Consider the following 25,052-nt stretch of genomic DNA (forward strand, 5'->3'; position numbering starts at 1 on the left):
TGTCCGATAGGTGCCTGACCCGAACGACATTCCCAAACGGTTCCCCGGATGAATCTTTGCAAACCTATAGCCCGGACATACCGTTGACAATCTTCCAGTTCCCGTCGCAGGCAGCCCGAATCGTCCCGTGCCGCTCGAGGTACTCCGCCACCAGATCCGCCATATCGGCCTGGATCTCCCTAACCACCGGCTTGCCCCGGTACATGTCATAATCGCCGCCCCCGCCGGCGCGGTAATTGTTCATAACGACATCGACCTCCGTCTCGTCTTGCAGCGGCGCCCCGTTCCGGATCAACTTCACGACCCGCTGCCCTACGGGTTTGGCGACGTCCAGCTCGTATTCAATCCCTTCCCACATATCATAATTGTAATGCTGCGCCTTAGGTTCGAGATAAATCGGATTAACCGTGATTACGCCATCCTCTCCCAATACAAAATAGTTTGCTGTCTGCTCCAGCGCCTCTCGGATGTCCCGCCCGGCCAGACGCAGGACGGTCAACGTGTTCGGGTACATAAAGTTCGTCAGCACATCCCGCAGCGTAATCCTGCCGGCAAACCCCTTGGATTGTTCGCTCAGCAAAGCTGCATTGGAGACGTCCACGCCGGCCGCCTCCATCTGCACCTGATTGACGAATTCCATAAACGGATTGTCCGCCAAGCGGCAAGCGAACGGGCTTTCGATCGTCATATCCCCGTCAACAAGGCCGATTGGCTGGTCCAGCCACGCTTGCGTGGCCGATTCCATTGGCCGCACCAGCTCCAGCACCTCGGGTTCGGCCGCCACGACGGCATCGGGAACGAGTAACTCGGCCGTTTTCTCGCGGACGGCCCAGCGGCCGTCGGCCCCGCGCTGGAAACAGACGGTGATTTTGCCTAAAGCTTGTCCCCCCGTCCCCGGCTGGATCACCGTCACCCCGCCAACCTCGCCTGCGATCATCCGATGCTGATGGCCTGTAATCAACACGTCCACACCCGGAACCTCTAGGCACATCGCATAACCTTGATTTTCGCCGGTCAGCCGTTCCGTCGCTGCTCCTGTCGCCAACTCTCGCTCGAAACCGCCGTGGTAACTGACCACCATCAAATCCGGCCGCTCTTCCTCCCGAATGCGGGGAACCCAGGTCTTCTCCGTGTCCAGCGCGTCTCGAAACGCCCAGCCCGCAATGTTCCGGGGATGCTCCCAATGCGGAATATAATGGGTCGTAACGCCCAAGATGGCGATTTTCACCCCCTCAGGGGTTGTCTTTACAATATACGGCTTGCCAAACGCCGGCTCTCTCTGATCTCCCGCATTCACAATCCCCGCCGACAGCCACGGAAACCGAGAATCTTTCATGACCTTGTGCAACAGCTCCTGCCCGTAATTAAATTCGTGATTGCCCGGCACCGCTGCATCGTAATTCAGAAGATTCATGGCCGCGATCGACGGATGAATGCCATCCGAATTGTCTTTGACGTGTAAGGTGCACAGCGGGGTGCCCTGAATGATATCTCCGTTGTCGACCAGCAGCAGGCTGGGCGTCTGCTCGCGTTCGCGCCGAATGAGCGTAGCCAGCTTGGCCAGACCGAATGGACGTTCCTCGGACGTGCGGTAATCCGTCGGATAGATGAAGCCATGTACGTCGCTCGTGATCAAAATTTTGCAGACTGCTTCCTCCCTAACCTTATCCATGTCATCCACCTCTGATTTCATCTTATTGCTTTCCATTCTAGCAACGAATATCGCAAGTTTTGTAAACTCCTGAAAATTAGGATTTTACAAACTTCAACTTTACCTCTGACGGCAGGTTAATAAAACTCTTTTATAGTAATCACGTAATCCAAAAATGAGATTAAGTGGAGGTCATACGCTTGAACAAGATTGCCAAGTTTGTTTTGCCTTTATTCTTGACGTTTTCCGTCATCCTGAGTGCTTGCGGAAACAACGCTCCAGCTAACACCAGCGGGAACGCATCGGCCGAATCCGGCCAAACCAATGCTACCGCAGCAAACGCGGGTACTAACGCAGCTACCGATGCTGCCGAAACCCCTGCCGAATCCGGCTACGTACCAGAAACGCTGACCGTACAATTCGTGCCTTCGCAAAATGCCGATACGCTTGAAGCGAAAGCGAAGCCGCTGGAAAAATTGCTGTCCGACCGCTTAGGTATTCCCGTGAAGGTCAGCGTGTCGACCGACTACAATACGATTATCGAAGCCATGGCTTCCAAGCAAGTAGACGTTGGCTTCCTGCCTCCAACGGCCTATGTGTTGGCAAAGGAGAAAGGCGCAGCTGAGGTTATTTTGCAGGCGCAGCGCTTTGGGGTGCAAGATGATACCGGCGCACCTACGGATCAATTGGTTGATTTCTACAAATCGATGATCATCGTGAAGAAGGATTCCGACATCAAATCCGTCGAGGACCTGAAAGGCAAAAAAATCGCCTACCAAAACGTAACGTCTTCCGCGGGCTATGTATGGCCGGCCGCCAAGCTCCAAGAAGCTGGCTTAGATCCGCTGTCTGACGTAGAACCAATCACGGTGAAAGGTCATGACCAAGGCGTCATCGCGGTTCTTAATGGCGATGTAGACGCTGCTGCCATCTTCCAAGATGCCCGTAACACCGTGGTTAAGGATTATCCGAAGGTATTCGAGGATACTCGCGTACTGACATACACAGAGCCGATTCCAAACGATACGATCTCCGTTCGTTCCGACATGAACGCGGAGTGGGTTCAGAAGCTGAAGGATGCCTTCATCGAGATTGGCAAGGATACGGAAGGCCATCAAATCATTGCGGATATCTACACGCATGAAGGTTATGTTGAATCAAACGACAGCGTGTTCGACATCGTCCGCGAATATAACGAGAAAGTCAAAACGGAATAGGCTTTGAACGAAATTTGACGAATAACCCCCTGCAAGCCAGTCGAAGCGCCCTGCGCTCCCGGCTGGCTGTGCGTTTTTCCAGAATATTTTTCTCAAAAGGAGTCCTAACGTGATAGAACTGCGCAATGTATCCAAAACGTACCCGAATGGCACCAAAGGGCTGGACCAAATCAACCTGAAGATTGAGCCCGGTGAATTCGTGGCCATCGTTGGTTTGTCCGGCGCTGGCAAATCGACGTTGCTGCGGTCCATGAACCGGCTGCACGATATCTCCGAAGGCGATATTCGGATCGACGGCAAGTCGATCACGCAAGCCTCCGGCAAATCGCTGCGGATGATTCGCCGCGACATCGGCATGATCTTCCAAAGCTTCAATCTCGTGAAGCGTTCCTCCGTGCTGCGCAACGTACTCGCCGGTCGGGTCGGCTACCATTCCACGCTGCGCACCCTGTTCGGCCGATTCCCTGAGGCCGACGTGGAGCTGGCCTTCCAGGCACTGGAGCGCGTGAACATCGTGGAAAAAGCGTACGCTCGGGCCGACCAACTCTCCGGCGGACAGCAGCAGCGCGTAGCGATTGCCCGCGTACTCGCACAGGAGGCAAAAATTATCCTCGCGGACGAGCCGGTGGCATCGCTAGACCCTCTGACGACCAAGCAGGTCATGGATGATTTGAAGCGCATTAACGTCGAGCTTGGCATCACGACGATTGTGAACCTGCATTTCATCGACCTGGCGCGCAGTTATGCCACCCGGATCATCGGGCTCCGCGCGGGTCAAGTGGTCTTCGACGGCCCCGTATCGGAGGCAACCGACGAGCGATTCGCGCAGATCTACGGCCGCGCCATCGACCAGGATGAGCTGTTGGCTACCCGACTCCCGGGACCACGGGTGCTGGAGGCGCAGGCTTGATGAACTTGAACCCGAATTCACATCGAGGTGCCAAACCCAATGCCAATGTTAACGCCGCCGGTCAAGGCGATTTGCACCGGAATCGCCCTCAAGCTCCCGGCAAGCTGAAGCATTATTTGACCGCCGTGATCATTCTGCTCCTGCTGTGGGGAAGCTCCGTGGACACGGAGGCCTCGCTGGGCAAGCTGATCCAAGGCTCGCCGAACATGCTTGACCTGCTGCGGGAGATGTTCCCGCCGAAGTGGAGCTACTTCGACAACATCGTCCCGGCGATGCTGGAGACGATCCGCATGGCGTTGATCGGCACGACCTTCGGCGCGATTCTCGCCGTACCGGTGGCGCTGCTTTGCGCCTCCAACCTTAGCAGCAGCGCCTGGATTTACCAGCCCGTCCGCTTCCTGCTGAATCTCGTGCGGACGATTCCGGACCTGCTGCTGGCGGCGATCTTCGTTGCCATCTTTGGACTCGGTCCGCTACCCGGCATGATGGCGCTGACGGTGTTCTCGTTCGGCTTGATCGCCAAACTAACCTACGAAGCGCTGGAGACGATCGACCGCGGACCGCTGGAGGCGATGACGTCCGTCGGGGCCACCTCGGTTCAGCGCATCATCTTTGGTGTCGTACCGCAAATTCAGGCCCACTTCATTTCCTACGTGTTGTACACGTTCGAAATTAACGTGCGCGCCGCGGCGGTGCTGGGTCTGGTTGGGGCCGGCGGGATCGGCCATTACTATGAAGTTACCTTGGGTTTCCTGGAGTATGACAAGACGTGCATGATCATTTTGTTCACGCTCGCGGTTGTACTACTGATCGACTATGCAAGCACCAAATTGCGGGAGAAATTATTATGACGACAAATGCTACGACTTTGCGGCACAAAGTACAGAAGCCCAAAAAGAACCGTTATCGCTGGCTAATCTATCTGCTGCTCCTTCTCTTATATATATGGGCGTTTGCCGGCATCCCGTTTGATGGAATCAAGGAAACGGCCGGCCAAATTACGAAATCGATCCTCTCGGGGTTGTTCTCGCCCGATTGGGATTACGTTTATTTGCCGGACGGCGAGGATTTGCTGCGGGGACTGCTCGAGACGTTGACCATCTCGATTCTGGGCACCTTCGTATCCACGCTGGTCTGCCTGCCGTTCGCCTTCTGGGCGGCAGCCAATCGGAGTAAGCCCCGTTTCGTCTCCGGTTCGGGCAAAATGCTGCTCAGCTTTATCCGCACCTTCCCGGAGATCGTGATGGCGCTGCTGTTTATCAAGGCTGTAGGGCCAAACGCCTTTGCCGGTGTGCTGGCGCTGGGGCTGCATTCGGTTGGGATGCTGGGCAAGCTGTTTGCTGATGAGATCGAGAACATGGATCACGGCCCAACCGAAGCGCTTGTCGCTGCGGGGGCGAGCCGCCTACAAATTCTGTGGTTTGCCGTGCTGCCCCAGGTGCTTCCGGGCTTTCTGTCCTACACGCTTTACCGCTTCGAGATCAACTTGCGTTCCGCCACGATCCTCGGCGTGATCGGCGCCGGCGGTATCGGTACTCCGCTGATCTTCGCCCTCAGCTCGCGGGATTGGGATCGCGTCGGCATCATCCTGCTCGGTATTATCGTGATGATCACCCTCGTGGATTGGATATCCGGTTTCCTACGGAAAAAGCTCGTTTAACCCCGCTGCTCCACCAACACGCGGCGCATTTTATATGATTTTTCGAATACATTACGGCGAATCATCGCTAAATGGCTCATTGTATATGAAATTTCGAATAGAATGAGCTACTTTGACCTCGAAGCAGCCCATTCTATATGATTTTTCATATAGAATGGGCCTTTCCCTCCCTCCGAGGAGCAAATGTATATGATTTTTCGAATACATTACGACGATTCATCGCCAATCGGCTCAATCTATATGAAATTTCGAATAGAATGAGCCACTTTGGCCCTAAGGTAGCCCATTCTATATGAATTTTCATATAGAATGGGCCTTTCCCTCCCTCCGAGGAGCAAATGTATATGATTTTTCGAATACATTACGGCGAATCATCGCTAAATGGCTCATTGTATATGAAATTTCGAATAGAATGAGCTACTTTGGCCCTAAGGCGACCCATTCTATATGATTTTTCATATAGAATGGGCCTTTCCCTCCCTCCGAGGAGCAAATGTATATGAAATTTCGAATATATTCATAGCACCTAGCACTCAAACCAAATCCGGGCTCAATACCGAGCCCACATACTCATAAGAAGTAACGCGGCCGGAAGCCCCTTTCGCTATTGCGCGGAGCTTGCCCTTTTCCACGAGGATGCGGCAGTACTTAATGACCGTCATTGTGTGCAGCTCCAGCTCCCTCGCCACCTCCGTTGGGCGAAGTATCCGTTGATGGCGAATGGCGGCACGCAACAGGTCCCTTTCCATCTTGGTATAGGTTCGTACAGACCTCCCCTGAACGATAGACAAGTAAGGTGACAGAATACTCCGCAAGGATGAGAGAATAAACGTGGAGTTCTCCTTCAACTCATCCAATGCTATGTAGTAGATCAGACAGTCCTGGGATTGCAGAAACAGCCCCCGGTTCAAATCCATTCGATATTTGGTCCGATCTGTACCGTGGGAGCCATAGTCCATAATCTCGAATACAATCCGCGCACCTCCAACCACCCATAGAAAATCGACAAAATAGGATCTCCCCCGCCAATCCTTCACTTCATATTCCGGATGCAATCCGTCAAAGTGCCCCACCAGCGGCCACCATATCAGCTCGACGAACAACTGATTCCCGTACCCATGTCCTCGCCGAAGCGCATCCAGACGCTCACCGGCTCTTCGTTTCATATGCTCCTGAATCCACGTATCGTGCTCCCTTTGAAACCCCATGTTACAACTCCCTCCACAATTTCATAGTGAAAAACAAAAAGCCCCGCTCCTCTCCATCCTGGAAAGGAAGCGGGGCAGGCTTTGCCTCACGTCAGTTGCTGTATGATACTCCTAGTGTGACACATGAGAAAAGTTAGCGCAATAGGAATCTGTGCGGCCGTCCATTACACCGAATTGTTCTTCCGCATTGTGCCGCGTTATGCCACAATATCCCGCGCTCTGCTTACACCCCAAGCAGCTCGCGAATTTGCCCTTCGATACTCTCGGGTTCGTCCGTCGGACCGAAGCGTTTGACCACCTTGCCTTCCTGATCTACGAGGAACTTCGTAAAGTTCCATTTGATCAGCCGGGAGCCAAGCAGGCCGGGCGCTTCCTTCGTCAGGTGCTTGAACAGCGGATGAGCGGTTTTCCCATTCACATCAATCTTCGAAAATAACGGGAACGACACGCCGAAATGCAGTTCGCAAGCTTGCGCTACTTCCTCGTCCGTCCCCAGCTCCTGGTTCGCGAATTGGCTTGAGGGGAAGCCCAACACGGAAAATCCTTGGTCCTTGTATGTGTCGTGCAGCTTCTGCAACCCTTTAAATTGCGGTGCAAACCCGCATTTGGTCGCCGTATTCACAATCAGCATCACCTGACCGCGGTAGGGCTCCAACGTTTGCACTTGGCCTTGAATCGTTTTGACTTCTATATCGAATAATGACATTCACAGCACCTCCAGCACCTTTTTAAATTAAGTGTAATTTAATTGTATACAATCTTTATCGGAGTGTCAATTTCGATTCACCAGCCATCGCTAGACTTCCTCCCCCACATCCCAGGCCACTTTACGCGAAAAGGAAAGCAATGCTATAATAGCTCAACAGCAAAATAAATTGCATACAATTAATTGGCAGGTGGATATAGATGAACACGGAAGAATTGATGAAACTGGATAATCAGCTTTGCTTCGCTTTCTATACGTGCTCCCGGGAGATCATGAAGTTGTACCGGCCTCTGCTGGCCGAGTTCGGATTGACCTACACGCAGTACATCACTCTGCTCGCGTTATGGGAGCGGGACGGCGTCACCGTCAAGGAGCTGGGCGCCATGCTATACCTAGACTCCGGCACATTAACTCCGTTGCTCAAGAAACTGGAGCAGATGAACCTGGTCACTCGGACGCGAGACAAAGCGGATGAGCGCAGCGTCATCATCGAACTGACCAGTGAGGGCAGAGCCCTGCGGGACAAAGCCTGCACCGTACCGATGCGGCTGTTTGCCGGAACCGGTGCCGAGGTAGAGGATATCACCGCCATGCATCGGCAGATCAACGAATTCATGCACAAAATCGGCGGCGGCAGCTCTACCCAGCCTGAACAGCCTGAATAACCCCTCCCTAAATCCTCCATAATAGGGAAGAAGCACGGAGTAATCAATGGAGGAGAATCAGCATGCTTGATAATCTCGAGAGTAACTATAACTGCGCCAACGCAGGCGAGGACTTACACCGACTAAAGCAAGAACTAGCCTCGATGCGGGGGTCGGGCCAGGCCGATCCGGAAACGCAGGAGCAAATCAACCGGCTTGAGAATCAAATCGCGTTTATCATGAACAAATGTGACATTAACCATTAAGAGGAAAGGCACCCGTTTATGCCGCTAGACAAGCGCGCAGGCAGCGGGTGTTTTTTTGTCCGGAGGATAGATAGGGGCCCGAAAGTGTGTTACGATTTGGCTGTTCGGCTCTTTTTCACTTTAGGACATCAGGAGGATTTGCCTTGAAATCGCCATCTGAATCGGGAGCGGAGATGACGGAAGTCCGCGCCCATACCTCTTTTACCAAACGAAATTATGTCTTCCAATTGTTAACCGTCTTTATCGGATTCTTTATCTTCGGCTTCTCGGAAAATATTAAAGGACCCGCCATCCCGCGCATCCAAACCGACTTCGGGATCGATGAGATGCAGATTGGCACGCTCCTGTCGCTTAACTCGCTGGGGTACCTGCTGGCTTGTTCCTTTACAGCTTACCTGACCCGCAAATGGGGCGCCAAAACGGTGACGATGCTTGCCTTCGGCTCCATGGCCGCGTCCGGCATACTGATCTTCGCTTCGCGCAGCTTCCCGGCGTTGTCGGGTTCCTATTTCCTGATGTACATCGGCAACGGGATGCTTGAAATCGCGCTGGCTATTCTGGCCGCCCGCATCTTCGTCGGCAACACCGGCACGATGATGAACCTGTCCCATTTCTTCTATGGGCTGAGTTCCACGGTAGCGCCGATGATCGCCTCAGGGCTCATGACCGTCTCGATCGGCGGGCATGTGCTCGATTGGCGCGGCATGTACCTGATCATGTTATCCCTCTCCGTCATCCCGATGATCCCAACGCTGCTTAGTCGGTTTCCGGGCGAAGAAGAACACGGTGGCGAGCGGGTTCCGTTCACACGGCTGATGCGCGACCCGGCCATCTGGTTGATCGTCCTGGTGCTCTCCTTTGGCGTTGTATCCGAGATGGCCGTTGGCGGCTGGCTGGTCAACTTCCTGGAGAAGGCCTACCACTGGAACACTACCAACGCTTCCGGCATGCTGTCCGCCTTCTTCTTGTGCTTTACGTTCGCGCGGCTGGCGCTGGGACCCATCACGGATAAAATTGGCTTCACGCTCTCGCTGATTTTGTTCTCCGCCTTCTCGGGGATTTTCACCTTGATCGCCATAGCGGTCGGCGAATCCGGGGCCTTTCTGTTCGCGGCGGCCGGCATCGGCATCGCCCCGATCTACCCGACGGTCATGGCGCTGATCGCCAAGAAATACCGCTCCTCCAGCGATTCCGCCATCACCTTCATTGTTACGCTGATGGGGGTTGGCAGCGTCATCGGCAACTATTTGATCGGCGCGATCACCGACGGGATCAAAGAGCTGGTTGCCGGCGGTGCCGACACCGGACTGGGCTTACTGCGCGGCCTGCAAGCCGGTTACGCCTTCATTGGCGTGTGCGCCTTGTTATGTGCGGTATGCAGCGTCATTTTGTACGGCTATCTGCGCAAACGCAACGAACTGCTGTAACGGAGCCGCGCTCGCACATCACCAAGCCCAACGCAAAAATCCCCCGTATCCGCCAAGCGATATCCGTCGGCGAAATACGGGGGTTTCTTTTAATTTTGAGAATCTATACTTATAGTCGATTCCCGGATCATTAATTCCCCGGGGAATATTTTGTGTGTAACGTCTCAGCGCCTCAGCTTGCGGCTTAAGACGATAAGCCGGCTATCCGCCGATACGTAGCGTCATCGGCTACGACGTAGAGCCGTGCCTCTGGGGGAATCGGTTGATTCAGCTTGCGGTTGATGCCCAAATCGCCACGGTCTGCCAGCAAGGTTGCCCCCTGCCTCAGCAGGGCTTCAAAGGCTTCTCCATACGTGTGCCACCCGTGCTGCACGGGGATTTCGTAAATATCGTCGCCGTATTGACGGCTGAGCAGTTGGCGAATCACCTCAGAGTTGCCTTCCTGCAGCGCGGAGCGAACCGCCAATCGCGAGATGGCGTCGTGAGACAATACAAATTCATTCACTTGAACGTGGCGGAAATTCTGGATATGTTTTTCCTGCATGATTTCTACGGTTGTATGTACCTGCGGCGCCAATCGTTCAATGCTGGAAGCAATCAACAGAGACTTGCCGTCAATCAGCGAATATTCCTCAATCCGCGCATCCGCAAAAATGATGGCGGCCTTCGCCTTGTCGATGCCGGCTTTCATCAAGATTTCGTCCGAAGCCGGATCGCCGCTGACGAAATGGACTTGGTGCATCGACTCCAGCGGATGTCGATCCATCTCGTCGATGATCACGATGCGGCACTTGGGAGAATAACACAGGATTTCCTCCACCGCCGAGTGCGCTTTTTTGCTCCAATTGATCAGAATGATCTGGTCTTCGCCTCGAAAGTTCAAAGCCCCCGCTCCTCTCTGCCGTTGAAGGGTTCCGATGGAATCGATGACCTTCCCGATCACCAAGCTCAGCAGCCCAATTCCGAAAATGTACAAAAACATCGTAAATACTTTACCCTGGACAGTCTCCGCAAAATAGTCGCCATAACCCACCGTGGCCATGGTGGTCATCACCCAATATAGCGCGTTAAACCAATTGCCGAACGTTGCGGGCTCCAGGCCGTAAGCCACCGTTGCGCTTAGCGTAACAAATAACAGGATAATCAGTCCGATTGACGTTTTGCGTAAACGCATCAAGCGCGTCGTGATTTTGAGTAAAAAGTGCATGTGACTAAATGATCAGGCTGCTGACGGCGAACGCCATACCAATAAACACTAAGCAGAGCAAAGTGCCTACCGCGACATTCCCCTTCTTCAGCTGGTCAGAGATATTAAATCCCGGCGTCACCAACTCAAAGATCCAGTAAGACGCCACGAGGCACACGTAACCGACAGCGAACCACAGAATCATATGCAAGATGGAGGTGTTCGTGAAGGCGGACACCCCCAGAATGATGGCCGTGCCCAGGAATTTGCCGCCCAGCGCGAGGGCTACGGCGACATTCCCTTTCTTGAGCTCTTCCATATCGCGGTACGGGGTCATCCAATTGAAGACCACCATCCCCAGCAGTTGCAGCAAAATCATCACAACGACACTAACTACAATATTCACTACGATCGTCACTTCGCCCACCCCCGAAATTTCGCAAATGCCAAATCATAATCGGCAAAATCATGCACTTCCTCCAGCACGACCGTTGCCGTCTTCGCTTTCTCCAACGCAGTGTATCGCGTATCGTCGATCGGCTGCTTGATCCGGTTCCCGGTCGGCAGCTCCAAGACGGCGTAATTCCGCGTTTTGCCTTGGTACTCCGTTTTGTACACGCCAACCAGATCGACATCGGTCGTGACCGACACCTTCAGCTCGGCCAAATCCTTCTCGGCGGACGCCTGATCCGGATAAGACTTCAACGTCGTCCAGGAGGACAAGCGTACCTCGTTCTTCTGGTTCTCGTCCGTGGTCATCTCGGCATCCATGAATTGCAGGATCCAGATTTTGTCCCCGGTGGCGTAATTGTTGTCGTTGGGCAGCAAGTCGTTATCGGGCAAAATCGTCATGTCGCTGCCCACCAGATCGCCGACCGTCGCTTCCACGATTTTATAATCCCAAGGTACTCGGGCGGTCGCTAATTCCGACTCCGAACCGGTATCGGTGGAGAAGACGCTGGTCGCATTGCCGCAGGCTCCGAGTACCGCCACGGACAACACCAGCATCAGCGTAACGAGGAATCGCCGCGCCCAAGGCTGCTTCGAATTTTGCATTTATTTCACTCCTAACGCGATAAAATGACTGGTATTGCCGGTAATCGGGCCGCCGGCCCGCCCCAGCAGGCCGCAAGGGGTCCCGTTCAGGACGAACATCCCGGTCAGCAAATGGCGCTCGCCAACGATCGTGTCGATTCGCGCCAAATCGGCTCTTTTTTGATATACCGTAGGGAACAACACGCTGCTGTCAAAGCCCTCTTGATCCTCCAGCTCCAGCCTGCCCTCCTCATCGAAGAGGCGCACCGAACCGCCTTCGCGACCAAACATCGATTTGGACACGAAATCACCGGAGAAGACCGGCTTGTTGTAGGTCGGCAGCACGTATTTGGCAATGGCCTGGCGTTCGTCTTCATCAAAGAGCAAACCCAGCTCGTAAAGCCCCCAGACCGCGGCAAGCAATCCTTTGGATTGCAGCAAAATGCTATGCGGCCCATTGAATATGGTCAGACGACCGGTTTCAATGGCATAGCTCAGCGCTTCGCCGGCATCGTCCACCGCCATCCATTCCTTCGGATATAACGCAAACATTCGCTCAATGATACGCCCATCTTTATTCTTCAGCGTCCCCTCGTCAACCCAAAGCTCCAAGCAATCTTCATAGTGGAGATCCAGTCCGCTGTGACGTCCTAATGCCTCGATCGTGCCGGAATCCTCGAGATGCCAGCCGTAATCGACGCAGGCAGCGGTATCCGGCCGCTCAAGCGCCCAAGCTTCGGCCACCAGGTCCTTCATCCGCGTATTGGGCGAGGCGCACCCTGCCTGCTCCATCAGCCACGGGGTGGCGATCGAAGCTTCGACGTAACCGGTCGGCGTATCGGCGTTCAGCTCCAGCAGCTTGATGGTGCCGTCGTTCGCCACGGCAAAATCAAAACGCGCGTAGCGGCTGATCATGCCCGGCTCCGGCAACGGGAACTGATCGAGCATCGTCCAGAGGATCGGCGGGATGCCGATCAGCTCATACAAATCAGGCCGGCGATGAACATAGCGCACAGCTTTATCGAGAATGCGCCATAGCGCGGTGGCGGCCTGTTCCAGCTCCTCGTAGATCGCCTTCGGCATCAACACCAGCTGGTCGATCCAGTACTCCTCTTCCTCGAGATCCGCCCAGGTGAACCCCAGCTCGGCTAACTTCGCGACCCGCTCACTCCGGTCGGGATGCGGCAGGCCCACGACTTCGAAAATGCCGTTTCCGTCCGTCATCCGCCGAAAGCCCCCTTACTGGTCCCGCTGGATCTCGATCCGGAAAAGGAGCTCTTCGAGGATTTGGACGACGAACTCGAAGACGACGAGCCAAGCGAGCTCGATTTCCCGCCGATGCCCCCAGCCTTCGATGAAGTGGAACGCCGAACGATTGAGCCGGTGGATGAGGTCGAGGTTTTGGGTCGAACGACCGAACCGGACATCGGTTTATTTTGGAACGTCTCGCTGGAATACGATTTCGGTTTATACGGCGTCGACGAACCTGCATAGTAACCACGATGATTGTCGTACCAACGGCCAGAAGAATAGCTGGATCCGTTGTTGAACAGCAGGTGGTACAACAGCATATCGTCCCAACCGAAACCGCCGCCGTAATGGTTGATGACGGTGGTGCCACCCGAGCCGCCGGAACCGGAAGCCCCCTCGGCGCCCTCTCCATCCTCCTCCAACGGAAGTGGGATGTTCCAGTCCACATTCTTGTCGAAGTACTGTTTCACTTCTTCCGTCGACCAGGCGACCAGCTTCGGTTCATCCGCCGACGAACCGTTCCCCGAGGCCGTTGCTCCGGCACCCGGAATCAGGAAAGCGTTAGCCAGCAGCGCGATGCCAAGCGACGTCGACAAGACGCGGATGGGCTTGCCTTCCGGAGTAAAAAACTTCGATGAGAACGGTTCTTTCACCGGGGCTGCCTCTTTCGCAGCGACCGTGTCCGTTCGTGTTACTTCGTCTTCTTTTGCCAAGACCGATTCCCTCCTTACGAAAAAAACCTCTTATTCATGCACGATCGGAACGAGCAGCAGTTCCAGCTTGCCCTGGTCGACGTTGAGTCGGCCTTCCACGGTTTCAAACTCCCGGTTGCCGACGACCAGGTAGTTCACATGCTCCAACGCGGCCACCATATTCGCGCTCCAAACGCGCTCTTCCAATTCCCGCAGCTCGCCATCCGGCAGCTTTTCGTACAACTTGACGCTCAAGCCGTTGTCCAATGCATTTCACCCTTTCCATGTACACACTAAGTAATGTTACGCATCGGTTCCCGCATAGTTTCATCCTTTGTGCAGGGAGAAAGAGGGAATGGGCGGGGAAGCGGGATGCCTCTAGCATAAGGAACGCCATGAGTTTCCCGGACAAGCCGTCATTCTTTAAATTTGGCAAACTCTTCCACAATCCTCCCATCAGCTTACGTCCGTTGCATAGGAAAAGCAATGACAAAATGCGCGGGAAGCTCTTTGCGCGGCTTCTTAAGTTCACCGGTCTCATTTGCACGAAGATCAACCCGCAAGGCGAACAGGCCTGTACGCTCAATCAGCCTAAACGGAGGGCGGATCCACGCCCGAATGAACCTCCAGGCTGGACAGTGCCGTCACCCGGCACTATACTGAACGCAAGACGAAGCACGTCCCGTACCACTCCGGTTTGGATGATCATCCATGGCGGGCACCCTAACCTTTAGGTTAATGGTGCTCCCAAGCGATTGAGGACCAAACTTTAAGGAGCGAATGCGGGGCGTTTAATTTTTATTAGGGAAGGTGGAGGAGAAGGAGAATGAGTTCGATGCGTTTTGAGGAAAATGACGCGGCTTTTCTGAAGTCCCATTTGGCACAGAGATCAGGGGAACGACGAGGACGTTTGGAGCGTGGACATGCCCATGCGGAGTCCTAGTTCCTGCGGAATGTCTGGTGGCCGCTGCGCGGTGACTTCGAAGGCCTCCATCCGGAGTATGAAGTCAGCGATTGGCGGGGGCGATTTTATTTTGCCGACTTCGCCTGGCTTCCGGGGGATGGCGAGTTGAAGCTGCTGTTCGAGATCAAAGGTTACGCTGCGCACGTTCGCGATATGGACCGTCAAAAATTCAGCCACGAGCTCAATCGCGAAACCTTCCTGCACGCCATGGGTTACCAGGTGATCTCCTTCGCCTACGACGACGTCGAGCGGCGCCCAGAGCTCTGCATCAACCTGCTGCGCATGGTGTTCAGCCGTTACTACCCGGAGCGCGCCCCCGTGTCGCGCGGCCTGCTGGCGGAGAAGGAGCTCATCCGACTCGCCGTGCAGCTCGCGCGGCCGATTCGGCCGGTAGATGTGAAGTGGCATTTTGAGGTAGACTATCGCACTGCCTTGATGATGCTGAAGAAGTGTTGTTACAAGGGTTGGCTTAGACCCGTTCTTAACGGGAATGGCGAGCGCATCCTGCAATATGAGCTGATTCGAGGGGTGATTCAATATTTGGGTTAAGGCGCGCCAGCGGCTCCCTACCGAACAGGATGGATTATTTTTAGCTAAGTAGAAAAACAGCAACTAATTCTCCTGGTGTACGACATTTTGAAGAAATTAAGTGGAAATTCTGTACTGATTTCGCCGGAAAATTGCGATTTTGAGCCCGCCCCCAGAAAATAGGTGTTAAAAATCCACTTAGCTGCTTTCCCCGTCTGCATGCGGACGATTTAATTGGAGGTTTTCCAACTAGTGTACATGTTACCCAGGTGTCTACCGCTAAGAGATAAGTTGATCTGCAGACCAGTTGATAGTTAGTTATTGATTAATTTGTTAATAAGTTAGCTTAAGGCCCCCGCTTCGTTTAGCCTACAAGTTTGGTTTACTGGGAGCGCGACAGGCGAGAGCAAAAAAACAAAAGAGGCGGAAACCCGCCTCCTAGTTCTGCTCGTTACACCAAGAACATCGCTACCACGGTGGTTACGGCGAGGCCGATGAGCACCGGCTTCAGGTTGCGGCGGGCGAGCTCGAACGGGCTCACGCCGCAGATGGCGGCGGCCGGGATGAGCGCCCACGGGATCAGCGTGCCGCCGCCGACCCAGATGGCGGCGACCTGCCCCAGCGCCGTCAATACGGCCGTGCCGGAGCCGATGGCGGTCCCAAACAGCTGGGCGATCGAGCCGGCCAGCGAAATCCCCGAGAAGCCGGAGCCGTCCAGGCCGGTGATCGCTCCTGTGACGGCGAGGGTCACGGCGCCGACGATGCCGTTCAGCGGAACGACGTCGGCCAGGGCCACGCCGAGGTCGTTCACGATCCCGTGCGACGTTTCGGGGAGCACCTGCCCGAACAGCTCCTTGAACGCCGCGTCGCCAAGATAGAAGAACGCGGCGATCGGAATCACGGGGCCAAACACCTTAAAGCCGAAGGTCAACCCTTCAATCAGGTACGTGGTGACCTTCTCCAGGCCCCGGTTCCGGTGAGCCAGCAGCGTCACGCCGATGAGGATCAATACCGCCGTGCCGCCCACCAGCGCCGTCGCATCGCCACCCTGCAAATCCAGCAGGAACATGGCGATGACATCGACGGCGAAGAGCAATGGAATCAGGATGGCCAGCCATTTTTTGGCCCGGGATGAGATGGCTGCGCGATCCTCTTTGCTCGCTGGATGATCCTCGCCAAGCACGCCGCCCGTGCCCTTCCCGGCGACCAAGCCGTCACGCCACGTCCCGTTCCGCTGATCGCGGCGCATCAGCCAAAAGGCGGTCACCGTGCTGACCAAGCCCATGACAAGAACCAGGGGCACACTGGCCGTCATGACGCTGCTCACCGGCAGGCCCGCGGCATCCGCCGTCAACTTCGGCGCTCCTTGAATAATATAGTCCCCGGACAAGGCAATGCCGTGCCCGAACAAGTTCATCGCCACCGCCGCCCCCAGTGCCGGCAGCCCCACGCGAATAGCCACGGGCAGCAGGACGGCCCCGATCAGCGCAACGGCAGGCGAAGGCCAGAAGAACAAAGAAGTCACCATCATAATGATCCCAATGCCCCAATAAGCCATCGTTGGCGTTCGGATGAACCGCGTCAAGGGCGAAACCATCGTCTCATTGATGCCCGTGCGAATCAGCACCCGGCTCATGGCCACGATAATTGAGATAATCATGATCGTACCCATTAACTCTTTGGTTGCGTAGATAAACGAGTTGAAGATCCCTGACACCGATCCGCTGAGCGTTTCCGTCGCCAGCAGCCCCAGTGTAAAAATCCCCACCACGCAAATCATCGTCGTGTCGCGCCGCTTAATCAGCAATGCCATAATCAAGACGATAAACGCCAGGTATACATAATGAATCGCCGACAACTCTATCCCTATCATGGAGTCACGCCCCTATTCCTGCAAATGTGCTATATGCTATGCAGGAGCCCAAGCAAGGGTTCGGCCCATGACGTGGCAGAAGTCTCGTCTTCTAAACTAAGTTATAGTCGCGGATTTTTTTATAGAGCGTCCCACGGGAAATGCCCAGCAGTTTGGCTGCGTTGCTCTTATTGCCCGACGTTCGCTCCAGTGCCTCTTTCATAAGTTCCATCTCTTCTTCGGGGGTGATCCGCGGACGCAGCATCTTGTCCAGCCGATCCGTTTGCTCCGTCTTGGTCGTGGCGGAACCGTCCGCGGTACCCACAAACATCGTATCCGCGTTTCCCGTCGCCGCGAACTCCAGCTGGGCTTGCCGCCGCTGCAGTACCTCCGGCAAATGCTCCAACGTAATTTGCTCATTGTCGCTTAAGATCACGCAACGCTCGATCACCGCCCGCAGCTCGCTCACGTTCCCCGGCCAGTCGTAATTCGCGAACGCCAACATCACCTCTGGCGAAACGGTCGGCAGCGCTTTCTGATATTGAAGCGAAAAAACGCGCAGATACATTTGCACGAGCGCGCCCAGATCCTCCCTCCGCTCGCGCAGTGGGGGCACCTTCAGCGACACCACGTTCAGCGCGTAATACAAATCGGTCCGGAATTTGCCCTCCCGCACAAGCTGCTCCAGATCCTGACTGGTGCCCGCGAAGATCCGCACCGAGACCGGCACCGCTTCCGAAGCTCCAATTCGCGTCACCTTATGCCGCTTGATGTATTGAGCCAGCTTCTCCTGCACGTCCGGCGGCAAGCATTCAATTTCATTCAGAAAAATAGAGCCCCCATCCGCAGATTCCAGTCGGCCGGCTTGCCCCGATGGCTGTCCCGAGAAGGCGCCGCCCTGATAGCCGAATAGCTCAGCTTCGGCTAGGCCCGCCGGCACGGCCCCGCAGCTTAGAGACAAGAAGGGTCCCTCCGCCCGCGCGCCAGCCCGATGGATGACTTTCGCCAACTGTTCCTTGCCCGCCCCGGTCTCCCCGATCAAGAGCACGGCGGAGTCGTTCTCCGCTAGCTTCTTGGCCAGCTTGATCACCTTGCCCATACTCTCCCCGCGACCGCTGATCAAGGCGAACGGATCCTCATCATGGGCCCGCTGGGTTAAGAGACGGGATGCCGCAACCGTCAGCTCGTCGTTCAACTTCACGAGATGCGTGATGTCCTGCTCGGTCGCCACGCCCCCGATAATCCCGCCGCCCGGCTTTACGATCGGTGACGCATTAATCAGCACATGCGTGCCTTCCCGCGGACGGTGGTAAGCCCCGCGCAGCCGCCGGCCCTCGTCCAATATGCTTAACACGACCAGCGCGTCCGGATCAAAATGCTCTCCGATCGTGCGGCCAACAATGTCCGTCTTGGCGATGCCGTACACTTCCTCCGCCACCGCGTTCCAGCCGATCACCGTCCCGTTCCGGTCGACCACGGTCACCGCGTCGCTCACCGTCTCCAGCAGCGCATCGAAATACGCCTCTGCCCGCTGTTGCCGGTCTGCCGCCAGCTTCAGCAGGTCCACCGGCGGGAGATAACCGATCGGCTCCAACTCGTCATTTACGACCAACGCGGGTCGCCCACTCGCATCAGCACCATACCACCGTGACGCCAATTCATTGACCGGGAGAGCCAGGTCCGACTCCCGAATCACAGTCGAAACGGCGAACCTCGTTCCGTCAAGCCGCAGACCTCCGCTGATACTCCCCCCGCCATAAGCTTCAAGCAGCCCGGCGTCATCCGGCGTCAACAAATAGGGGGTCCCACCCAACTCAACGGCCGATGCCTGGCCGCCTTGCAGCGCCGCCAGCAACACACTCATCTTCTCGTCCGGCTCGAAACGGGTCAGCTCCCGCCGGAACAATATTCGTTCATGATTGAACATAATTACCTCGCACGTTATGAAATTTTACTTGTAAATCTAACACGAAAGCAGGCGGGGTTCAATATTCCAACCCTAAAGATACTTACTAATTTATTATGAAAGTGTTCAATAATGAACATATTTGCGTTACTTAAAAACTTTTTTGTTCATTTTTTCAATTTATATTGTTCAAAAATCTAAAATATTGTATATTTTGTGTACAATGAGAAATGGAAAAGGATGGATGCCTATGGATGCGTTACTCCGAACCCTGTTTCAATCCTTCGCCAAAAGCCAATCCGTGAGCCGCATGGCTCGCCGATACGGCCTCAGCTTCGGTGCCGGCCGGTTTGTGGCCGGGGAGACCATCGAAGGTGCGATCGATGCAGTGCGCGCGCTGAATGCGACCGGCCGAGAGGCCACCCTCGATCATCTCGGCGAATTCGTCTCCACGGAGGCCGAAGCTGAACTGTCTACGCGGATGTGCCTTAAGACGCTAGATGCCATCGCTGATGCCGGCGTTAAAGCCAACCTCTCGCTGAAGCTCACATCGCTGGGGCTTGGGATCAGTGAACAGATATGTCTGAACAACCTGACCACGATCTTGAACCGGGCTCGCTTGCACGGCTTGTTCGTACGCATCGATATGGAGGATTTTGCCCAATGTGAAAAAACGATCTCCCTCTACAAACGCCTGCGCGAGCAAATCGATAACGTAGGTATCGTCATCCAAGCTTATCTTTATCGCTCCCTAGACGACATCGAAGAGCTCAAGTCCTTGAAGCCCAACCTTCGCCTCGTTAAAGGGGCCTACAAGGAATCGCCTACGGTCGCCTATCCGGCCAAGCCGGACGTTGACGAAAATTTCAAACGCCTCATTTCTACCCACCTCCAGAACGGCGGTTATGCCGCCATTGCTACCCATGACTCCCAGATCATCGACTATGCCAAGCAAACGATTCATGAATTAGCTGTTCCGCCTGACCGTTACGAATTTCAAATGCTATATGGGATCCGCGAGGATCTGCAGCTTACGCTGGTCCACGAAGGTTATAAGGTGCGCGTGTACGTCCCTTTTGGCAGCGACTGGTTTGGTTACTTTATGCGCCGCCTCGCCGAGCGTCCCGCCAATGTGTGGTTTGTGTTGAAGAACTTATTTAAGTAATCCGAAAATCCACCTGTAAAGGAGCACGCCCTATGAGCACAATGGCAAAACTGGAGGATTTCCGCAACGAACCGTTTACTGACTTCCGTCAGAAGTCGGCCCTGCTGGCGATGGAGGAAGCGATTTTCCGCGTGAAGTCGGAGGAACTGGGACGGGAGATCCCGTTGAGGATCGGCGGCAGGGATATTTTTACGGATACAAAAATCCACTCGATCAACCCCGGCAATCTCGATGAAACGATTGGATGGGTCAGCAAAGCCGATCGGGAGCTGGCCGAGCAAGCCATGCAGGCTGCTCTCGATACGTTTGAGTCATGGAAAAAGGTCCCTCCCCGCGAACGCGCACAGTACCTGCTGAAGGCAGCCGCGCTCATGGCCGAGCGGAAACACGAGTTCTCCGCCATGATGGTGCTCGAAGCCGGCAAGAACTACGCGGAGGCCGACGCCGATACGGCGGAAGCGATCGACTTCCTGAATTTCTACGCGCGCGAGATGATCCGTCTGAGCGAGATCAACGAAACAATGCCGCTGACTCCGGTCCCTGGGGAGCATAATCGGTTGACCTACATCCCACTGGGCGTGGGCGTCATCATTCCGCCTTGGAATTTCCCGCTGGCGATCTGCGTTGGCATGACCTCGGCGGCAATTGTTTCCGGGAATACCGTGCTGCTCAAGCCCGCCTCCAACACACCGGTCATTGCCTACAAGTTTGCCGCTCTAATGGAGGAAGTCGGGTTGCCGGCCGGGGTGCTGAACTTTATACCAGGCAGCGGCGCCGAGGTTGGCGATTATTTGACCACACACCCAAAAACCCGGTTTGTCAGTTTCACCGGTTCGAAGGAGGTTGGGCTTCGCATTAGCAAATTGGCGGCCGAGACGGCCTCCGGGCAAATTTGGATCAAGCGGCTCGTCGCCGAAATGGGCGGGAAAGACGGCATCGTCGTCGATGAAACCGCGGACCTGGATGCGGCTGCGCAGGCGATCGTCGCTTCGGCTTTTGGCTACCAGGGGCAAAAATGCTCCGCCGGTTCGCGTGCTTTAATCGTAGAGTCCGTCCATGACGAAGTCGTGGAGAAAGTCGTGCGATTCACGAAGCAGCTTGAGATCGGCTTACCCGAGGAGAATAAGGCGGTCGGACCGGTGATTGATGAAGCTTCCTTCCGCAAAATCCTCGATTACATCGAGATTGGTAAACAGGAAGGGCAGCTGCTCGCCGGGGGGCGGCAAGCCGAAGGTAACGGCTACTACATCGAACCCACCGTGTTCGCCGGCGTCGCTGGCAAGGCCCGCATCATGCAGGAGGAGATCTTCGGGCCCGTGCTGGCTATCGGTAAAGCGAAGGATTGGCGTGAGGCCTTCGCGATGTACAATGACACCGAGTTTGGGCTGACGGGGGCGTTCTTTTCCCGGGAGGAGGATCGCATCAGCGAAGCGCTGGAAACAATGCACTGCGGCAACCTGTACATCAACCGCAAATGCACCGGGGCATTGGTCGGCGCCCACCCGTTCGGCGGCTTTAATTTGTCAGGAACTGACTCGAAGGCCGGCGGCTACGACTACCTGCTGCTGTTCACCCAAGCCAAGCTGACTTCGCGGAAGTTATAGGGAGGCGTTAAATAGCCCGGCCTCCACGGGGCGTGCTGAACGTATGATCGGACAGCCGAACGGTGGCTTGATCGCTGAAGCGGTGATCATTTCCTGCTTGGTAACTTGCTCGCTGGGCTGGGTGCCTCTTGCTCGCTTCCCAACTGCCCTCCCTGCTCTATCGCTGATGAAGAACGCTATTGTAGCAAATTCGACGTGACACAAATTCTAACGACCCTGAGACACGCTATTTCAGCGAAAACACCTATATTCGCCTGCAAAATTGAGCAATAAGCTCTGTGATCAGCGTTAGAGTTGCAAAGCGCCGATTTTAGGCGGTTTAAGGTTTGTGGCAAGCGCTAGAGCTACAACAGCGAGTTAGCTGACTTCATGGCAATGAGCTGTTTGCTGAACCACCTTAAAAATTGCCCCAACACGGGACGGAAGAAGGGTAACCCATGATCATGAACGGGAAACGCAAACTTTCGGAAAATACGGACGTCTTGACCGGCACCCAGCAGGTCATCCGGATGGCGCTGGAGACCATGAACGAGCCGCCGGCCATGTTCGACCTGCTCAAGGAGCCGCTGCGGATGTTGACCGTGCGCATTCCGGTGAAGATGGACGATGGCTCGGTTCAAGTGTTTACCGGGTACCGCGCGCAGCACAATGACGCGATCGGGCCGACCAAAGGCGGCGTGCGGTTCCACCCCGATGTCACGGCCGAGGAAGTGAAGGCGTTGTCGATGTGGATGAGCATCAAGTGCGGCATCGTGGCGCTGCCCTACGGCGGCGGCAAAGGCGGGGTCGCCTGCGACCCGCGGACGATGTCGATGCGGGAACTCGAAGCGTTAAGCCGCGGGTATGTCCGGGCGATCAGCCAGATGGTTGGGCCGGCCAAGGATATCCCGGCGCCTGACGTGTACACCAACTCGCAGGTGATGGCCTGGATGATGGACGAGTACAGCCGGATCCGCGAATTCGACTCGCCTAGCTTCATTACCGGAAAACCGCTGGTGCTTGGCGGTTCCTATGGGCGGGAATCGTCGACGGCGCTCGGCGTGACCATCGTGCTGAAGGAGGCCGCAAAAATGGCCGGCATGGAGGTGAGCGGCTCGCGTATCATCATCCAGGGCTTCGGCAATGCCGGCAGCTATCTGGCGAAGTTTCTGCACGACGCCGGGGCGGTCATCGTTGGCATTGCCGATGCTCGAGGCGCGCTATACGATCCGAATGGGCTCGATATTCTCGAGCTGCTGGATCGGCGCGACTCTTTTGGCGCGGTAACCCACCTCTATCCTAACCGGATCACGAATCAGGAACTACTCGTGAAGGAATGCGATATCCTCGTACCCGCAGCGATCGAGAACCAGCTCACCGAGCAAAATGCCCCGAACATCCAAGCGAAGCTGATCGTTGAGGCGGCCAATGGGCCAACTACCTATGCGGCAACCGAAATTTTGTCCAACCGCGGGGTTCTGATTGTGCCGGATGTCCTAGCGAGTGCGGGCGGTGTGGTCGTATCCTATTTTGAATGGGTGCAAAATAATCAGGGTTACTACTGGCCGCTTGAGGAAGTGAACGCGAAGCTAGAGCAACTGCTGGTGGACGCTTTTCACAAGGTCTATCAGACCTCGGCAACTCGCCGGGTGAACATGCGTCTCGCCGCGTATATCGTTGGGCTGAAGCGAATGACCGAGGCGGTAAAATGGCGGGGGTGGATTTAAGCAATGGCACGTACATTAATTATCATCCGGTTAGAGCTTGACCATAAGCAGGCCAGCTTCGGAGATGTCGCCGCTGCGGTGAGTGGTGCGGGAGGCGACATTACGTCGATCGATGTCATCTCCTCGGCCAAAGGGTCTTCGGTGCGCGACATTACCGTCGATACCGGAGATCGGGAGGAAACGGATTTCGTCAAGGCGCTGCGCAAGCTGCATGGCGTCCGGCTGATCAACGTCTCTGATCGCACGTTCCTCATGCATCTCGGCGGAAAGATCACGATTGAGCCGACGATGCCCATTCGTAACCGCGACGATCTGTCGCAGGTGTACACGCCAGGGGTCGCCAAAGTCTGCACGGCGATCCACGAGAGCCAGAATAAGGCGTTCTCGCTGACGATCAAGCGCAACACCGTGGCGGTCATCACTGACGGCACTGCCGTGCTGGGGCTTGGCGATATCGGCCCGTACGCGGCTGCGCCGGTGATGGAGGGCAAGGCGATGCTGTTCAAGCAGCTTGCCGGGGTCGATGCGTTCCCTCTCTGCCTCGATACGAGCGATACCGAGGAGATCATTCGTACCATTAAAGCGGTTAGCCCGATTTTTGGCGGAATTAATCTGGAGGATATCAGCTCACCGCGGTGCTTCGAAATTGAGCAGCGGCTCGCGGAAGAGCTGGACATCCCGGTCTTCCATGACGATCAGCACGGAACGGCGGTTGTCGTGATCGCGGGGTTGATCAACGCGCTAAAGGTCATCGGTAAGTCGATATCCGAAGTTCGGGTCGTGGTGAGCGGTGTCGGCGCAGCGGGTGTCTCCATATGCAAAATGCTACTCGCCGCCGGCGTGACGAAGCTCGCCCCGGTGGACAAGGAGGGGGCGATTGTCCGAGGCGGAACGTACCGCTACCCGATGTGGCAATGGCTGGCCGAGCAGCCGCAGGTGGAAAGTCAGCCCGGCTCGCTGCAAGACATCCTGCCCGGTGCCGATGTGTTCATCGGCGTTTCGGCAGGCGGCCTGCTGAACGGTGAACACCTCCGGTCCATGAACGAGCAGCCCATCGTGTTTGCGCTCGCCAACCCGCAGCCCGAGGTGGATCCCGAGGTAGGGTTGGCGCATGCGGCCGTATTTGCGACCGGACGGAGTGATTACCCGAACCAGATCAACAACGTGCTCGTGTTCCCCGGCGTGTTCCGAGGCGCTTTGGATTGCCGGGCGCGTGTGGTCAACGAAGCGATGAAACTGGCCGCCGCGGAAGCCATCGCCTCTGCCGTCACGGACGAAGAGCGGAATGAGCAATATATTATTCCGAGTATTTTTAATGATCAGGTCGTTCCGCTGGTGCGTAAAGCGGTCATTGAGGCGGCCATTGCCACCGGCGTGGCCCGGCGGGTTCCGCCGGATTTCCGATAACGATAGTTCGGTGGAGGCATTTCTACCAGTCCTACTGCTATTTGCAGTAGGACTCTTTATTTTCGCA

Annotated in this window: 23 protein-coding genes; 12 read left to right on the forward strand and 11 right to left on the reverse strand. The window is 55.6% G+C overall.

Going from position 1 to position 25,052, the window contains the following annotated elements:
* Positions 1–64: 64 nt before the first annotated feature.
* A complete protein-coding gene (locus MKZ15_RS22440; protein WP_339818316.1) occupies positions 65–1,672 on the reverse strand; it encodes a bifunctional metallophosphatase/5'-nucleotidase in 1,608 nt (535 codons plus the stop codon).
* Positions 1,673–1,851: 179 nt separating this feature from the next.
* On the opposite strand from MKZ15_RS22440, the gene MKZ15_RS22445 reads away from it, so the two are divergent.
* The 4 genes from MKZ15_RS22445 (at position 1,852) to phnE (MKZ15_RS22460) (ending at position 5,438) form a co-directional block, all read left to right on the forward strand.
* On the forward strand, positions 1,852–2,868 hold the full coding sequence (locus MKZ15_RS22445) for a phosphate/phosphite/phosphonate ABC transporter substrate-binding protein (protein ID WP_339818318.1): 1,017 nt from the start codon (positions 1,852–1,854) through the stop codon (positions 2,866–2,868).
* Positions 2,869–2,977: 109 nt separating this feature from the next.
* Positions 2,978–3,778, forward strand: a complete 801-nt coding sequence (gene phnC, locus MKZ15_RS22450; protein WP_193416977.1) for a phosphonate ABC transporter ATP-binding protein — start codon at positions 2,978–2,980, stop codon at positions 3,776–3,778.
* Positions 3,778–4,629 (forward strand): phosphonate ABC transporter, permease protein PhnE, encoded by an 852-nt coding sequence (phnE, locus tag MKZ15_RS22455; RefSeq protein WP_339822554.1) that lies wholly within the window; start codon positions 3,778–3,780, stop codon positions 4,627–4,629. The genes phnC and phnE (MKZ15_RS22455) overlap by 1 nt, the downstream gene beginning before the upstream one ends.
* Positions 4,626–5,438, forward strand: a complete 813-nt coding sequence (gene phnE, locus MKZ15_RS22460) for a phosphonate ABC transporter, permease protein PhnE (RefSeq protein ID WP_155604784.1) — start codon at positions 4,626–4,628, stop codon at positions 5,436–5,438. The genes phnE (MKZ15_RS22455) and phnE (MKZ15_RS22460) overlap by 4 nt, the downstream gene beginning before the upstream one ends.
* Before the next feature lie 533 nt (positions 5,439–5,971).
* Here phnE (MKZ15_RS22460) and MKZ15_RS22465 read toward each other — a convergent pair.
* The gene (locus MKZ15_RS22465; protein WP_339818320.1) at positions 5,972–6,646 is read right to left on the reverse strand and encodes a hypothetical protein; all 675 of its coding nucleotides are present in this window, start codon (positions 6,644–6,646) and stop codon (positions 5,972–5,974) included.
* 223 nt (positions 6,647–6,869) lie between these two features.
* Positions 6,870–7,352, reverse strand: coding sequence for a glutathione peroxidase (locus MKZ15_RS22470; protein ID WP_339818323.1), 483 nt, complete (start codon positions 7,350–7,352; stop codon positions 6,870–6,872).
* A gap of 200 nt (positions 7,353–7,552) precedes the next feature.
* Between MKZ15_RS22470 and MKZ15_RS22475 the strand changes: the two genes are divergently transcribed.
* The 3 genes from MKZ15_RS22475 to MKZ15_RS22485 all read left to right on the forward strand — a co-directional run bounded on the left by MKZ15_RS22475 (position 7,553) and on the right by MKZ15_RS22485 (position 9,689).
* Complete coding sequence (locus MKZ15_RS22475) at positions 7,553–8,017, forward strand: MarR family transcriptional regulator (RefSeq protein WP_339818325.1); 465 nt, start codon at positions 7,553–7,555, stop codon at positions 8,015–8,017.
* 62 nt (positions 8,018–8,079) lie between these two features.
* Complete coding sequence (locus tag MKZ15_RS22480) at positions 8,080–8,262, forward strand: DUF2524 domain-containing protein (protein ID WP_339818329.1); 183 nt, start codon at positions 8,080–8,082, stop codon at positions 8,260–8,262.
* A 173-nt stretch (positions 8,263–8,435) separates the two neighbouring features.
* A complete protein-coding gene (locus MKZ15_RS22485; RefSeq protein WP_339822556.1) occupies positions 8,436–9,689 on the forward strand; it encodes an MFS transporter in 1,254 nt (417 codons plus the stop codon).
* Between the two features lie 184 nt (positions 9,690–9,873).
* Here the strand turns inward: MKZ15_RS22485 and MKZ15_RS22490 are convergent, their stop codons facing one another.
* From MKZ15_RS22490 to MKZ15_RS22515, 6 genes are all read right to left on the reverse strand, one after another.
* A complete protein-coding gene (locus MKZ15_RS22490; protein ID WP_339818330.1) occupies positions 9,874–10,863 on the reverse strand; it encodes an ion channel in 990 nt (329 codons plus the stop codon).
* Positions 10,864–10,900: 37 nt separating this feature from the next.
* Positions 10,901–11,293, reverse strand: a complete 393-nt coding sequence (locus tag MKZ15_RS22495) for a DUF350 domain-containing protein (protein WP_193416970.1) — start codon at positions 11,291–11,293, stop codon at positions 10,901–10,903.
* Positions 11,290–11,931: a signal peptide protein gene (locus tag MKZ15_RS22500; RefSeq protein ID WP_339818332.1), complete on the reverse strand. Its 642-nt coding sequence runs from the start codon at positions 11,929–11,931 to the stop codon at positions 11,290–11,292. The genes MKZ15_RS22495 and MKZ15_RS22500 overlap by 4 nt, the downstream gene beginning before the upstream one ends.
* Complete coding sequence (locus tag MKZ15_RS22505; protein ID WP_339818335.1) at positions 11,932–13,134, reverse strand: glutathionylspermidine synthase family protein; 1,203 nt, start codon at positions 13,132–13,134, stop codon at positions 11,932–11,934. It abuts the gene before it with no gap.
* Positions 13,131–13,814: a hypothetical protein gene (locus MKZ15_RS22510; protein ID WP_339822559.1), complete on the reverse strand. Its 684-nt coding sequence runs from the start codon at positions 13,812–13,814 to the stop codon at positions 13,131–13,133. Before MKZ15_RS22510 ends, MKZ15_RS22505 begins: the two co-directional genes overlap by 4 nt.
* A gap of 90 nt (positions 13,815–13,904) precedes the next feature.
* Positions 13,905–14,120 (reverse strand): hypothetical protein, encoded by a 216-nt coding sequence (locus MKZ15_RS22515; RefSeq protein ID WP_339818338.1) that lies wholly within the window; start codon positions 14,118–14,120, stop codon positions 13,905–13,907.
* Positions 14,121–14,922: 802 nt separating this feature from the next.
* On the opposite strand from MKZ15_RS22515, the gene MKZ15_RS22520 reads away from it, so the two are divergent.
* The gene (locus MKZ15_RS22520) at positions 14,923–15,366 is read left to right on the forward strand and encodes a hypothetical protein (protein WP_339818341.1); all 444 of its coding nucleotides are present in this window, start codon (positions 14,923–14,925) and stop codon (positions 15,364–15,366) included.
* A 430-nt stretch (positions 15,367–15,796) separates the two neighbouring features.
* On the opposite strand, the gene MKZ15_RS22525 is transcribed toward MKZ15_RS22520, so the two are convergent.
* Together MKZ15_RS22525 and MKZ15_RS22530 are read right to left on the reverse strand one after the other, a co-directional pair.
* Positions 15,797–17,215: a hypothetical protein gene (locus MKZ15_RS22525; RefSeq protein WP_339822562.1), complete on the reverse strand. Its 1,419-nt coding sequence runs from the start codon at positions 17,213–17,215 to the stop codon at positions 15,797–15,799.
* Between the two features lie 94 nt (positions 17,216–17,309).
* Positions 17,310–19,124 (reverse strand): sigma 54-interacting transcriptional regulator, encoded by a 1,815-nt coding sequence (locus tag MKZ15_RS22530; protein ID WP_339818343.1) that lies wholly within the window; start codon positions 19,122–19,124, stop codon positions 17,310–17,312.
* A 229-nt stretch (positions 19,125–19,353) separates the two neighbouring features.
* Here MKZ15_RS22530 and MKZ15_RS22535 point away from each other — a divergent pair, with 229 nt between their 5' ends.
* The 4 genes from MKZ15_RS22535 to MKZ15_RS22550 all read left to right on the forward strand — a co-directional run bounded on the left by MKZ15_RS22535 (position 19,354) and on the right by MKZ15_RS22550 (position 24,985).
* Positions 19,354–20,268 carry a proline dehydrogenase family protein gene (locus tag MKZ15_RS22535; RefSeq protein WP_339818345.1) on the forward strand — a complete coding sequence of 305 codons (915 nt, stop codon included), beginning with the start codon at positions 19,354–19,356 and terminating at the stop codon, positions 20,266–20,268.
* 32 nt (positions 20,269–20,300) lie between these two features.
* Positions 20,301–21,872, forward strand: coding sequence for an L-glutamate gamma-semialdehyde dehydrogenase (gene pruA, locus MKZ15_RS22540; RefSeq protein WP_339818348.1), 1,572 nt, complete (start codon positions 20,301–20,303; stop codon positions 21,870–21,872).
* Positions 21,873–22,309: 437 nt separating this feature from the next.
* Complete coding sequence (locus tag MKZ15_RS22545) at positions 22,310–23,578, forward strand: Glu/Leu/Phe/Val dehydrogenase (protein ID WP_155604765.1); 1,269 nt, start codon at positions 22,310–22,312, stop codon at positions 23,576–23,578.
* Between the two features lie 3 nt (positions 23,579–23,581).
* Positions 23,582–24,985 (forward strand): NAD-dependent malic enzyme, encoded by a 1,404-nt coding sequence (locus tag MKZ15_RS22550; protein ID WP_155604764.1) that lies wholly within the window; start codon positions 23,582–23,584, stop codon positions 24,983–24,985.
* Positions 24,986–25,052: the final 67 nt, after the last annotated feature.

It is taken from the genome of Paenibacillus sp. FSL R7-0216 (genome assembly GCF_037969915.1).
GTDB classification, from domain to species: Bacteria; Bacillota; Bacilli; order Paenibacillales; family Paenibacillaceae; genus Fontibacillus; species Fontibacillus rhizolycopersici.